General features: G+C 47.5%; 11 protein-coding genes. 5 read left to right on the top strand and 6 right to left on the bottom strand.

All coding sequences use genetic code 11. From position 1 onward, the window contains the following. Nucleotides 1–9: 9 nt before the first annotated feature. The 5 genes from AB6805_RS28545 to AB6805_RS28565 form a co-directional block, all read right to left on the bottom strand. Nucleotides 10–3009 carry a SusC/RagA family TonB-linked outer membrane protein gene (locus AB6805_RS28545; protein ID WP_370912841.1) on the bottom strand — a complete coding sequence of 1000 codons (3000 nt, stop codon included), beginning with the start codon at nucleotides 3007–3009 and terminating at the stop codon, nucleotides 10–12. A 653-nt stretch (nucleotides 3010–3662) separates the two neighbouring features. Then, nucleotides 3663–4625: a polyprenyl synthetase family protein gene (locus AB6805_RS28550; protein ID WP_370912842.1), complete on the bottom strand. Its 963-nt coding sequence runs from the start codon at nucleotides 4623–4625 to the stop codon at nucleotides 3663–3665. Nucleotides 4626–4695: 70 nt separating this feature from the next. Further along, on the bottom strand, nucleotides 4696–5445 hold the full coding sequence (locus AB6805_RS28555) for a DUF2063 domain-containing protein (protein ID WP_370912843.1): 750 nt from the start codon (nucleotides 5443–5445) through the stop codon (nucleotides 4696–4698). Further along, nucleotides 5429–6256, bottom strand: a complete 828-nt coding sequence (locus tag AB6805_RS28560) for a DUF692 domain-containing protein (RefSeq protein WP_370912844.1) — start codon at nucleotides 6254–6256, stop codon at nucleotides 5429–5431. The genes AB6805_RS28555 and AB6805_RS28560 overlap by 17 nt, the downstream gene beginning before the upstream one ends. A 77-nt stretch (nucleotides 6257–6333) precedes the next feature. After that, nucleotides 6334–6672, bottom strand: a complete 339-nt coding sequence (locus tag AB6805_RS28565) for a hypothetical protein (protein ID WP_370912845.1) — start codon at nucleotides 6670–6672, stop codon at nucleotides 6334–6336. 254 nt (nucleotides 6673–6926) lie between these two features. Here AB6805_RS28565 and AB6805_RS28570 point away from each other — a divergent pair, with 254 nt between their 5' ends. Next, complete coding sequence (locus tag AB6805_RS28570; RefSeq protein WP_370912846.1) at nucleotides 6927–7649, top strand: hypothetical protein; 723 nt, start codon at nucleotides 6927–6929, stop codon at nucleotides 7647–7649. A gap of 23 nt (nucleotides 7650–7672) precedes the next feature. Here the strand turns inward: AB6805_RS28570 and AB6805_RS28575 are convergent, their stop codons facing one another. Continuing rightward, nucleotides 7673–8656 carry an acyl transferase gene (locus AB6805_RS28575; RefSeq protein WP_370912847.1) on the bottom strand — a complete coding sequence of 328 codons (984 nt, stop codon included), beginning with the start codon at nucleotides 8654–8656 and terminating at the stop codon, nucleotides 7673–7675. Between the two features lie 149 nt (nucleotides 8657–8805). Between AB6805_RS28575 and AB6805_RS28580 the strand changes: the two genes are divergently transcribed. From AB6805_RS28580 to AB6805_RS28595, 4 genes are all read left to right on the top strand, one after another. Beyond that, nucleotides 8806–9237 (top strand): hypothetical protein, encoded by a 432-nt coding sequence (locus tag AB6805_RS28580; protein ID WP_370912848.1) that lies wholly within the window; start codon nucleotides 8806–8808, stop codon nucleotides 9235–9237. A gap of 91 nt (nucleotides 9238–9328) precedes the next feature. After that, nucleotides 9329–10867 (top strand): acyl-CoA carboxylase subunit beta, encoded by a 1539-nt coding sequence (locus AB6805_RS28585; RefSeq protein ID WP_370912849.1) that lies wholly within the window; start codon nucleotides 9329–9331, stop codon nucleotides 10865–10867. A gap of 54 nt (nucleotides 10868–10921) precedes the next feature. Then, on the top strand, nucleotides 10922–11755 hold the full coding sequence (locus AB6805_RS28590; protein WP_370912850.1) for a UbiA family prenyltransferase: 834 nt from the start codon (nucleotides 10922–10924) through the stop codon (nucleotides 11753–11755). Between the two features lie 60 nt (nucleotides 11756–11815). Then, a complete protein-coding gene (locus AB6805_RS28595; RefSeq protein WP_370912851.1) occupies nucleotides 11816–12916 on the top strand; it encodes a M42 family metallopeptidase in 1101 nt (366 codons plus the stop codon). Nucleotides 12917–13015: the final 99 nt, after the last annotated feature.

A 13015-nucleotide genomic window follows, 5' to 3' on the forward strand; every position in this document is an offset into this window, starting at 1 on the left:
TTTTTAACATCAGAATTGAAAATTAAAGCCCAGTGTAAACGTGCGCGGAGCCGCCCAGTTATAATATCCTTCGTCATATCCGAAATAACTCACGGCTTCCGGATCGCCGCCCTTGTACTTTGTCCAGGTAAGCAGGTTGTTACCGGTGGCATAAATACGCAGGTGCTCAACGCCCGAACGTTTCATCCAGTCTGTTTGCATATTGTAGGCCACCGTTAATGCGCGGAGCTTTACAAAAGAGGCGTCTTCGAGGAACAGGGTCTGGTTGGGCTGGTAGGCATATACTGCGCTCCAGGGATTGTATTGCGGTATTTTGCTGTAGTCGCCTTCTACTTTCGACCACCAGCTGATTTCCTTTATCGCCTTTGGATCATCAATGGCTTCCCTGTTGGCAAAGTCAAAACGATCGGCCAATGCCTGGTTAATCACTTTACGGCCAAAGGAATAATTCAGCAGGATGTTCACGTCCCACGCACCATAATGGAAGGTGTTGGTAAAACCTCCGGTAGCAGCGGGCGACAGGCGGCCTTTCATTACACGGTCTGCATCATTGATATTAAAATCGCCGGTTAAATCTGTCCATTTAGGATCTCCTTTTTTCAGGGTTACACCCTGGTAAGTCATCTTCCTGCCTGTTTTTGGATTCACAGGCACCTCATCATCGGAGTTGTAAATACCTTCGTTGAGCAGCAGCCAGTAACGGTCTACCGGTTTTCCTACGAGGAAACGGCGGTTATTGATCACCAGGTCGGTAATCCCGTCGGGCAAAGCCATCAGCTTATTCTGGTTTGTATAGATATTGATACCGGTGGTCCATTGGAATTTCTTTCCTTTCACTACGTCTGCATCGATAGACAATTCATAGCCGTAGTTCCGGATGTCCATACCATTTTTTACGATACCGGTATATCCTTCTTCTTCCAATGTAGGCACCTTCAGTACCAGGTTACGGTCTGTTTTGGCATATACATCCAGCGAGGCGCGTAACCGGTCGTGAAAAAGACCGATATCAATGCCGCCGTTCAGTTGCTCTACTACCGGCCACGAAGTACCCGGCACTACATAGCCGGTGGTGTAGCCGGCGTTAATAACAGGGAAACCGTTGTAGGTAGACATATTAGGCACACCATTCCAACCTGCATCTACGTTATATACCGGTCCACCGGTATACATTTCATCCATCAGCAAACGGCCTACACGGCCCCAGCTGGCGCGGACATTCAGGTTACTCAGCCAGGAAGATTCTTTCAGGAAATCTTCCTTATGCACTTTCCAGGAAGCAGATAAAGTAGGCGATATCAGCCAGCGGTTATCTGCATCGAGGTAGGAGCTGCCATCTCTTCTCACATACAGGGAAACAAAATATTTTTCGTTGAAGTTATACCCGACATTAGTATAGAAAGATGCCAGCCGCGACTGCGTAAAATCTTTGGTGTTAAACATCAGGCGGAAGTTGCCGAAGCGGCCTTCTTTCTGCTGATCTGTACCCGGCTGATAGATCTTCACATAATCGCTGGAACCTTTGTAGGCGCGGCCATAATCATAGCGCCATTTGTCCCACTGGCCATACTGACCAAGTGTTATTTCAAGATGATGTTTTCCCGGGAAAGTTTTTTCAAACTGCAGGGAATTGTCCAGGATCATCCGCCTGTTCAGCCCATCATAATTGGATACATAACTGTTGCCTTCGCCGAGGGCCGTAGGTACAAAGAAGTCGCGGAAATTTTGCCCGTAGTCGATAGCAAAACGGGTGTTCCAGGTGAAGTGCGATAAGAAGCTATACTTCGCATTGGCAATGATACGGGCAGAATTATTCTTGTTCCGGTTAATGGTATTTTCCAGCGCCGTATAATATTGTTGGAGATAGGCTTTGTTGGGAGATAAAGGTGCATCGTAGTTAAAGAGATAGTCTTCATCCCCGGCGCGGTCGCGGATAAATTCATTCCGTTTCCGGTTTTGGTTAGCTACAGAAATATCTGTTGTAAAAATCAGGTTCCTGACGGGCTGGATGTTGATCCCGAAGTTTACATCGTAGCGTTTGATGCCTGTTTTGTCATATACGCCCTGTTGCGAGGATTGCCCGATGCTGAAACGGAAGTTGGCATACGGCGTTCCTCCGCTTACAGCAGCCTGGATACCTTCCGTGAATGCGTTTCTCAGAAAAAGATCATCCCAGTTAGCCGGGCCATAGTAGCGGGCCTGGGAAGAATCTGCCAGGTAGCGGGGAAAGTTACGCCACTGTGTTTCATCAGCATATTTCTGGTAGAAGGGCAGGCGGAAATCACTTTCATATCTGCCATTCACTGCATCTACCGCAGGTTTTAATGATACACCGGCATAAGCATTTACCGACACCCGCATCTGCCCCACCCGGGGTGCTTTGGTAGTGATGTTGATTATGCCGTTGGCAGCATTGGGACCATATTTTGCGCTGGCAGCAAAATCTTTCAGCACTTCGATGCTCTCAATATCATTGATATCGAGGAAGCCAAGCAGGTTGGTTTCCGTTCCCATCCTGTTAAAATCGAACCGCTGAATGTCATAGGCGAAAGCATGCTCCATGATCAAGGGCACACCGTCGACCACATAAGTGGGTTGCGCATAAAACAAATCGCGGTTGCTCAGGAGCAGGGAAGAGGTACCTCTTACAAATACGCTGTTGCGTTTTCCGGGTTCTGCCGAGGGAATTCGTACATCCACTCCCGTTACCCTTCCTATCAGCATCTGGTCGATACTGGTATAGGGAAGTTTTTTAACCTCGCCAATGTCTACTGAAGAAATAGCCCCACTGGTACTACGTTTCAGGAAGAGTTCATTGTTGGGAAAATATCCCAGTGTGTCCCGCCTGGTAGATGTCACTTTGGAAAAGGCAAGTGAATCTGCATTCACACCGGAGGTATCTTTGTTATTTTTGAACAACACATTCTGTGCTTCCGATGATGTACTCACCAGGCACATTGCTGCAAAAAAATAAATACCTCTGTGCAGGAAAAAGTAAAAGTATTTCATACATGCAATATTTAGGAATGAGAATCCCAGGGCGTAAAAGAAGCTTTACACCAGATTAACTATTTTTTGACATGAACGGGCATAGGTTGCCCTGTTCCCTTTAGGGGAATGTCTGTGATTTAGAGATCAGCGTTCGCCATGGCTACTACAGCACAATATCTGCCATGCAAAATGCCTTGTCAGCATAAGCAGGATGCGAAAATAATGTCGACTGTGGAAACATAACGCCCGTGGGTAGTTAGGGGCAGCGGGTGACCCTATCAGGATGTAATGAACGTTGAGTCATGGAAACAAGATTAGATTAATTAACGTGAAATTTTCAATCGGTCTGTAATTCTGGTTTTCAGTAATGGCAGTACTAATGCACAGTGGGGAAACTACAGCAAACACAGGGTCTTACTGGTCATCAGTACTATCAATGCTCTTTAAATTCTGGTTGTTTTTTTAACGCTACTGTACCAAATGTAATTAGCTAAAAGGATTTTTCATAGTTTTTTGTGAATTATTTTTTAAAATTTAATCCGGGAGGTTACACGGCCTTCATCTCCATGAGCCTTTTTTCAAATTCTTCATTCACAATGACGGGGGTAGTCTTCACAGGTGTTAATAATGCAGGACTTTATCGTTATCATACATCCCCATGCGGGTCCAGATCAATATGCCCTATCGGTGGTATAACGTACCAATTCCTCCAATGCCGCCCGCGTGGGTGACGGCGGAAAAGTAAAGAGTATCCGGAATGCTTCATCGCGGTATTCCATCATTTTTTGGGTGGCGTAATCAAGTCCACCCGACTGGTTCACCGTTTCCACTACAAAGTTTACTTTATCCTTGTCGGTATGCTGGTGCTTTACTATATGAAGCATCTTTTTCCGCAGCGCCGGGCCGGCATGCTGAACGGCATAAATAAGGGGGAGGGTTACTTTCTTTTCTTTGATATCATTACCGGTAGGTTTACCGATGTCGGTATTTCCATAGTCAAACAGGTCGTCTTTTAGTTGAAAGGCCATGCCTACTTTTTGTCCGAAGTTGTGCAACAGCTGGATAGTTTCCGGGTTATCGCAGGCGGATGTGGCGCCGGCGGCGCAGGCAGCGGCCAGGAAGGAGGCAGTTTTAGCATTGATGAGATCATAATAATCCTTTTCCTCAAAGCTGAGCTTATTGGCTTTGGTCATCTGGAGCAACTCTCCTTCTATCATTTGCTGAATAGCGGCGGCGTAAATTTTAAGCAGGCCGGGGTCGTTGTTATCAAGGGCCAGCAGTACGCCTTTGGTAAAGAGCTGGTCGCCCACCATTACGGATACACGATTTTTCCAGAGCGCGTTTACGGAAAATGTGCTGCGGCGTTTCATGGCGTCATCTACCATGTCGTCGTGCACAAGAGAAGCGGTATGCAGCATCTCCACCAGGAGTGCGGCGCGGTAGCTGGCATCATTGATGGCGCCACACAACCGGGCGCACAGCAGCACAAACATCGGACGCATCTGCTTCCCTTTGTGGGCAGCAATATCTGCCATGATCCTGTTCAGCAACAGTACATCACTTCGCATGGCATCATGAAAAATTTCCTCAAACCGCTGTAATTCGCTACCAATCGTTTCCCGGGCTAATTGCATATGATCATCACTATGAACGGGGCCGAAATTACGACTTCTGTGGCAAAGTATGACCGGGGACCTGACTTTCTTATTGCCGGAAGCCCAGTACAAAATGTAATTGCTGCATGTGCTTTAAAAAAGCCAGCGTATCCCGCTCCAGTGTACCCGTGTCCGTTATATTCAGCTGCGGCGCATATTCCAGTATATCCTTTACCGTGATGCCGAGTGTTAACTGCTCAGTAAGGAAAGCCAGCCAGGGCGACAGGTCCGTGAACTCTACATGCCCTGTTTCCGGGTGGCGGAACAGCAGCACAAAATAAACCCCTTTGTTTTTCAGCAGTTCTTTCGGCTTCGCTACCAGGTGAACGGGGTAGTTAAAAGATAGCAGCCGGTGCTCAGGATTAAGTACCAGCGGGGTATCCAGCCAGTTGCCGGAAAGGGAATGGGCCGGCGCCGGTATATCTTCCATGTTATACACCTCCATTTCGGCCCACTCAAAAGCGAGGAGGTCGTTGAGAAAGGGGATATCATAAGTATCTTCCCAGTTATGCTCTACCGCGTAAGTATAAAACTCCAGGGGGAGTTTCCATACCTGATACGACTGACATGCATGCCTTGAAAAAAATTCCTTCACCATTTTATTCCACCTGGTGGTGGGAATATGTTTAAATGCAATGGGGAATGCATGCTCCATAGTATCCCGGATCATGTTAAATACCAGCTGGCGGTAGTGTTTCAGCCGGTGCGGCGCTACGCCGGGCAGCTTCACTTTTTCACCGGTTCTGCAATAGGTGGAAAAAGTTTGCTGGATATGATAAGTGTCAGGCAACAAGTTCATCTTTCCGTTTCCATTGTTTATGACAAATATTTTTCAACCTGGTTAACTCTCCCTGCAGTTCCGCCATTTCCGGGATATTAAAATCCCTTTCCAGTAAAACCGGTACGGGTTGCAGGTGCTGAATGGTCCATTCAAAAAGGTCGTACACCGGGTCTATAATTGGTTCCCCGTGCGTGTCAATGATCAGATCAGGAGCTACCTGTTCATGACCTGCCATATGTATGTAAGCAACTTTACTGAGGGGCAGTTGTTGTATAAATGCTTTGGCATCGTACTGGTGGTTGAAAGCATTTACATAAATGTTGTTCACATCCAGGAGCAACTGGCAGCCGGATTGTTTTACCACTTCATTAATAAAATCCACTTCACTCATTTCTGCGGCTACCGGTGTGTAATAAGATACAATTTCCATTACCAGCGGGCGTTGCAAATAATCCTGCACCTGCTGTATACGGCTGGCAATATGCCTTACCGCATCCATCCGGAAGGGAATGGGCAACAGGTCGTACATATGTGCGTTATCACACTTGGAATAGCTGAGATGCTCTGAGTAGATCTGTACGTTGTATTCCCGGAGAAATTTTTTTATATACTGGAGAAACGATTTATCCAGCGCTTCAGGGCTACCGATAGAAAGGGAAAGCCCATGACAAAGCACGGGATATTTTTCTACCACGCGGTGCAGTACCTTCTTCCAGTATCCGCCAATGTTCATCCAGTTTTCAGGGGCAAACTCAATAAAGTCGGGGCGGATATGTTCGCCGCTGATCATCTCTTCAGCAAACTCCCTGCGAAAACCTATACCTACCATGGTCGTACATTTAGGAGGTTAAAATACAGGTAAAGACCGGCGTGCATATGATACCGGTCTTTACCTTATCCGGAAAATCAGCTACCGGATTTTGTACTGTCTTTTTTATGCTTATCTCCTTTCTTACCTTTTTTATCGCCGCATTTTCCTTCACCACATTTACCCTGACCGCATTTACCTTCTTTTGTTTTACCGGCAGCAGCGCTGTCTTTTTTTGCACCACATGACAGTTCAATCGCATTGGCTGTATTGCCGGATGCGCCGGTTAATGTACTTCTTACGGCTGCGCCGGAACCCAGGTTAGTATAACTGCCGGGGTTTGCAGTTACCTGCAATGCAGCCATACCGAGGATAGCTCCGGCAACAAGAGAGCCGGAAAACAGTACTTTTTTGCTGATAGGATTGTTGTTTTTCATCTTCTTGAAAATTTAAGAAACTGGTGAGAAAATATATGTTTCTGACAGACAGACGTGATGATCGTTGTTTATGTTTCGTAGTGGAAAGCTTACGGAAAATTACCTGTTTTAGTTTTCCCGGCAACCAAAAAAAATGTTAAAGGCGGATAACCGGTAAAGAGAGTATGGCAAATGGTGTGATAACCGGCATCACTATTCAGCATTTTATCCTATTTTTGGCCTGTACCCAATGAAATATGAATTAAACTCGGCCCATGAAAAATGAAATGTCGCCTGTAACGTCCGTTTACTTTGTAACATTATTGAAGGCATATTTACGTGGTACTAAAACAAGACAGGAAGTAATAGATGAATTGCGCAGCGTATCCCCGCTGCAACAGAAGGCCGGAGAAGAATCAGACACTGAAGTGAGCAGGTTACTGTTCCAGACTGCCAGTGAAATCAATGAGGATTATTACCAGGATATAGTCACTGCTATTTCGCATGCTTCTGATACCACTCCCACCCGCGAAGGGGTTATTCACCAGCTGGAAGCGATGCTTACCGGCTATATCACCAGGGAGCAGCTGATCCAGTGGGCTACCTGGCACAACGAGCCCGGTACCGACGATGGAGCGGGTTTCTTTGATGATATCGCGGTAGATTATTTTTGTACCCAGCTATTGCATGCTTCTGCCGGTGAACTGGCGTTGGCTCACTACAAACAGGCACTGAGGATTTTCCGGTCGGGGCAGCATAACAGCCTGAAAGACAAGGTGGCGCTGGTGTTGTTATCTGAAAAAGAAAGACAGCGATTTCTCTTTTATCTCAGTGATTACATACAGGGACATACCTCGCCGGAGCAACTGGATGTATACCTGCTTCATAAATTTGGAATGGACCATCATTCCTTTCCCTATATGTCGTCCCTTTCCGCCATTATGCACGATCCCGCCAAATTACCGGCGCTTCTGCACCTCGCCGCCATGGACGAATAAACACATCATATAAATTTAACATGCTAGCTAACCATCAGGCTGCAGCCTCTTAACGCGGAGTTGTCCAGCCGGCCCAGTACTTCAAACCGGCCATCAGCATGGATACGGCCAATGTCTTCGGTGGCAATGAATGCACAGGAGTAAATATTAGCCAGGTCAATTACGTTCATGACGCCCGCGCCTTTGCCGGCAGTAAGCTGGAAAGGATCGTTTTCATCACGCAGCAGTACTTTCATCCAGGGAGGGGTTTCAAACAAGCCATCACATTTGGAATAAGCCTGTGATAACAGCTCCGTCATGCCATATTCCGCATGGATACAGGCTGTTCCCAGCCGTTCTTTGAGGAAAGCATGTACTTCCTCCCGGGTCCACTCCTCTCTTCTGCCCTTCATGCCGCCGGTTTCCATGACGATGGTATTTTTCAGGGAAAGAGTATACTGTTCTGCAAAATCCAGTAACCCGAAAGTCACGCCTATCAGCAATACCTTTTGTCCGCGCGCTTCCAGCGCCTGCAGCTGTTGAAACAACTTATCATGTTCATACAGGTAAAAGCCGCTTTCCGCGTGTCCGCTGCGGAGGGTCATTTCCTGCACCATGCGCACCAGCGAAGAATGCTGGCGCTCCAGGTAGGAAGGTAACAATCCCACTACCACGTAATCGCTCACCGGGCCATAAAACTGTTCAAACGCCGTCATGAAGCTCCGGGTGTAGATCGCAGAGTGCTTCACCAGGTGCCGGCTGTTCACCGTTTGGGTGGTGCCGCTGCTTTCAAAGATCAGCTCAGGCTCAAACTGGCCGCATACGACGGTATGTGATTTGAAAAATTGTATGGGGAGATAGGGGATTTCAAGAATGCTTTTCACCGAAGCAGGCGGGATGCGCAGGGCATCAGTATAGGCCCTGTACAGGTCATTTTCCCGGTACTGGTACTGAAACAGCTCCAGTGCAGCGGCTTCCAGCCCGTTTTGGGTTAATGAAAATATATATTCCGGTGATACGGCGGTCATGTAAAGCTGAATTTAAAATCGCACAAAGTTAGGGAGAAGAATAAATCTATCCGCAGTAAGTAACAATTGTCACAAAAAAACGTTTTGGTATAGATGGATAGCGATAACTGAATATTTGTATATTTCCTAAATTAATGTAGGTTTGTTTTATGAAGAAAATTCTGTTTTTGTTCCTGCTGGCCGGGTTATTTTACGCCTGTAAAAAGGATAAAATAGGCACCAAACCCACTCTCAGCTTCAAAGGATATTCGCTCGACAGCGTGGTAACCAGTACCCAGGTAATGTTTGTAACGCTCGATGTCCGGGATGGCGACGGGGACATAGAAGACACTTTGCAGATAGCTCCTATCTATGATACCAAACTACAGGACACCTTCTATATTGTGAGACGGATGCCTGAAATTGGCGCCAACAGGGGAAACAGCGTAAAAGCAGAAGTAGCAATCCGGCTCGATCCTGTGGATTTCAGAACCTACCAAAGCCCGAGCGACAGCATTCATTTCCTCGTATTTATCCGTGATAATGCCGGGAATATCAGCGACACCATCGCTACCCCGAAAATACCTTACAACATTCCCTGACAAACGTTACATTCTAAAATATCATACATTTAAGGATTCCTTTTACCAAAGGAATCCTTTTATTTTTAGCTTTACTTTTGATTTTTAGCATATGGATAAAATAGAAGAACTACAGGCCAAGATCGCCGAAGCAATGCTTGGCGGAGGAGATGTACGTATTGCTTCCCAGCATAAAAAAGGTAAGCTGACTGCCAGAGAAAGGATACAGTTACTGATGGATGAAGGTTCTTTCGAAGAACTGGATATGCTGGTCACTAACCGTAACCGCGGACTCACCGCCGACCAGGAACAGTTTCTCGGCGACGGCGTGGTAACCGGCTACGGGACCATCCACGGCCGTTTGACTTATGTTTTTTCACAGGACTTCACCGTATATGGCGGTAGCTTATCCGAACCGCATGCCCGCAAGATCTGCAAGATCATGGACCTGGCCATGCAGAACGGCGCTCCTCTCATCGGTTTAAACGACAGCGGCGGCGCCCGCATCCAGGAAGGTGTGGTGAGTCTTGGCGGCTACGCCGATATCTTTTACCGCAATACCAGGGCTTCCGGCGTGATCCCGCAGATCTCCGCCATCATGGGACCCTGTGCTGGCGGCGCCGTATATTCCCCTGCTATCACCGACTTCATCATGATGGTGGAACAAACATCTTATATGTTTGTGACAGGCCCCAACGTGGTAAAAACCGTTACCCACGAGGAAGTAACTTCAGAAGAACTGGGTGGCGCCCAAACGCACGCCGCTAAAAGCGGTGTAACCCATTTTGCCTGCGCGAATGAAATAGAATGTATTCAGTATATCAAGCAGCTCCTGAGCTATGTGCCGCAGAACTGTGAAGAAACCGCACCGGTATACCCCTACGAACCAGGGAACGAAATACGCGATGCCCTCAACACGCTGATCCCGGAGCATCCGAACCAGCCGTACGACATGAAAGAAGCCATCGAGCAGATTACGGATGCCGGCAGCTTCTTCGAGGTGCATAAAAACTTTGCAGAGAACATGATCGTTGGCTTCGCCCGCATTGCCGGCAGGAGCATCGGTATAGTAGCCAATCAGCCTGCCCACCTCGCAGGAGTACTCGACATTCATGCCTCCGTAAAAGGCGCCCGGTTTACCCGCTTCTGCGATGCATTTAACGTTCCATTGCTGGTGCTGGTAGACGTGCCCGGCTTCCTGCCCGGCACCGACCAGGAATGGAACGGCATTATCACCAACGGCGCTAAACTGCTGTACGCACTCAGCGAAGCAACGGTACCCAAGCTTACCGTTACCACCCGCAAAGCCTATGGCGGCGCCTACTGTGTAATGAATTCCAAGCACATCGGCGCCGACCTCAACTTCGCTTTTCCACAGGCCGAAATTGCTGTAATGGGTGCTAAAGGAGCGGTGGAAATCATCTTCAAAAGAGAAATTGATGCGGTGCCGGATCCGGAAGCACGCATGAACGAACTCGTGGCCGATTACACGGAAAGATTCGCAAACCCTTACCTGGCGGCAGAAAAGGGATACATCGACGAAGTGATTAAACCTGAAATGACCCGTATCAAACTGATCAAGGCTTTCAAAATGCTCGAAAATAAAGTGGTAAATATGCCGCGAAAAAAACATGGCAATATACCTTTGTAGCAAATGGCGCCCCGCTTTTTCATACTAAAAAGCGGGGTGCTAAAAGCTAAATATATGCTCCGCAGTCTTTTCAACCTTATTCTCTTCACCTCCGTTTATATTTCCGGATGCGCCATCCTGATGGTATGGCAAACCAACCAGTTGCTGGCACTCGATTACCCGCATAATACCTTTTACCTTTTTGTTTTCTTTTCCACCATCTGCAGTTACAATTTTCACTGGTACCTTACACCCGGCGCCTACTCAGCCTCAGAAAGAATTCTTTGGGGTAACCGTCACCGTACCCTTATGCTCACCTTATGCGGCATAGGCCTGGCAGGCTCTCTGTGGTTTTTCTGGCAGCTGCGCGAGCACTGGCTGGTACTCAGTGGCAGCGCAGTACTCACTTTTTTGTATTCTGCTCCCAAAGTACCGCACAAAGCATTCAGGTGGCTCAGCAAAATAGCCATTGGGAAAACACTGTTCCTCACCTTCGTATGGACCTATGTAACCACTGTGCTTCCGGCGCTGATAGCGGACAACGTGGTCACCCAGCCATTGGTATACCTCACCATACACCGTTTTGGTCTTATCTATGCGATCTGTATCTTATTTGATTACCGCGACCTGGAATCAGATAAGAAAGAAGGCATCCGCAGCCTGATCACTACCCTGGATGAGAAAAACCTGATGCGGCTTTATTACGCTTCCCTGCTGGTAGCCGCCGTAAGCGCAGGTTTAATGTGGCCCTATACCACGCTGCCCGCTGTGGTTACCCTCCAGATACCGGTCATCGCCACGGCCATCATCACCCGGAAAGCGCAGCACACCGATTCCGATTACCTGTTCTACTTCGTACTGGATGGATTCATGGCCTTGTCGGCCGTATTATATCTCATGATCGTTTAACCCGGACGAGCACAATCCGGCGTTTTCCTTACATTTGTCGCGTCACAATCTGCAAATATTATGTCTAAAAAACAGAAATCAATATTCAACAAGGAATCACTGACATTCCTGGAAACGTACCTGAATAACCCGTCTCCTACCGGTTTTGAGAAAGAAGGACAAAAGCTCTGGCTGAAATACCTGACGCCTTATATCGATGAATATTTTGTAGACTCCTACGGATCTGCAGTAGGTATTATCAATCCTAAAGCGGAATTCAAAGTGGTGATCGAAGCCCATGCGGATGAAATTTCCTGGTTTGTAAACTACATCTCCCCGGAAGGCCTGATCTACGTCATCCGCAATGGCGGCTCCGACCAGCAGATTGCTCCTTCCAAGCGCGTGAATATCCATACCGAGAAAGGTACGGTAAAAGCCGTTTTCGGCTGGCCGGCTATCCATACCCGCATCCGCAGCGGCGATGGCAAAGAACCGCAACCAAAGGTGGAAAATATTTTCCTCGATTGCGGCGCACGCTCCCGCAAAGAAGTAGAGGAACTGGGTATACACGTAGGTTGTGTATGCACATTTGAAGATGGTTTCGAGGAACTGAACTACGACTACTACATCTGCCGCGCTATCGACAACCGTATCGGTGGTTTCATGATTGCAGAAGTTGCCCGTTTGCTGAAAGAAAAGAAGCAGCAGCTTCCTTTTGGTCTTTATATCGTGAATGCCGTACAGGAAGAAGTAGGTTTGCGCGGCGCAGAAATGATCGCCAAACGTATTAAGCCCAATGTGGCCATCATCACCGATGTAACGCATGATACCACTACCCCGATGATCAACAAAAATATTGAGGGAGAAATAAAATGCGGCAGTGGTCCCAGCATTACTTATGGTCCGGCAGTACATAACATCCTCCGTGACCTCATCATCAAAACCGCCAAAAAGAACGACATTCCTCACCAGCTACATGCGGTAAGCCGCAGTACCGGTACTGACACAGATGCATTTGCCTACAGCAATGACGGCACGCCTTCCGCCCTGATCAGCTTACCCTTACGCTATATGCACACTACCGTAGAAATGGTGAAGAAAGATGATATTGAAAATACGATCCAGCTGATCTACCAAACGTTACTGAACATTACGCCGAAAACGAATTTCCAGTATATCTAGGCGCGGATTTTGTCTTTCTCAGGATTACGCTGATTATACTGATTAACTGGATTTTATTCTTTTGGATTTTATAAAGGATTTGGGGAGATAGAAGCGGAT

Source organism: Chitinophaga sp. RCC_12 (genome assembly GCF_041360695.1).
In the GTDB taxonomy this organism is placed as follows: domain Bacteria; phylum Bacteroidota; class Bacteroidia; order Chitinophagales; family Chitinophagaceae; genus Chitinophaga.

What these genes read in the sequence shown, in the direction of transcription:
- AB6805_RS28545 (WP_370912841.1), bottom strand. Translation starts at nt 3,009, where the DNA reads ATGAAATACTTTTACTTTTTCCTGCACAGAGGTATTTATTTTTTTGCA.
- AB6805_RS28550 (WP_370912842.1), bottom strand. Translation starts at nt 4,625, where the DNA reads ATGCAATTAGCCCGGGAAACGATTGGTAGCGAATTACAGCGGTTTGAG.
- AB6805_RS28555 (WP_370912843.1), bottom strand. Translation starts at nt 5,445, where the DNA reads ATGAACTTGTTGCCTGACACTTATCATATCCAGCAAACTTTTTCCACC.
- AB6805_RS28560 (WP_370912844.1), bottom strand. Translation starts at nt 6,256, where the DNA reads ATGGTAGGTATAGGTTTTCGCAGGGAGTTTGCTGAAGAGATGATCAGC.
- AB6805_RS28565 (WP_370912845.1), bottom strand. Translation starts at nt 6,672, where the DNA reads ATGAAAAACAACAATCCTATCAGCAAAAAAGTACTGTTTTCCGGCTCT.
- AB6805_RS28570 (WP_370912846.1), top strand. Translation starts at nt 6,927, where the DNA reads ATGAAAAATGAAATGTCGCCTGTAACGTCCGTTTACTTTGTAACATTA.
- AB6805_RS28575 (WP_370912847.1), bottom strand. Translation starts at nt 8,656, where the DNA reads ATGACCGCCGTATCACCGGAATATATATTTTCATTAACCCAAAACGGG.
- AB6805_RS28580 (WP_370912848.1), top strand. Translation starts at nt 8,806, where the DNA reads ATGAAGAAAATTCTGTTTTTGTTCCTGCTGGCCGGGTTATTTTACGCC.
- AB6805_RS28585 (WP_370912849.1), top strand. Translation starts at nt 9,329, where the DNA reads ATGGATAAAATAGAAGAACTACAGGCCAAGATCGCCGAAGCAATGCTT.
- AB6805_RS28590 (WP_370912850.1), top strand. Translation starts at nt 10,922, where the DNA reads ATGCTCCGCAGTCTTTTCAACCTTATTCTCTTCACCTCCGTTTATATT.
- AB6805_RS28595 (WP_370912851.1), top strand. Translation starts at nt 11,816, where the DNA reads ATGTCTAAAAAACAGAAATCAATATTCAACAAGGAATCACTGACATTC.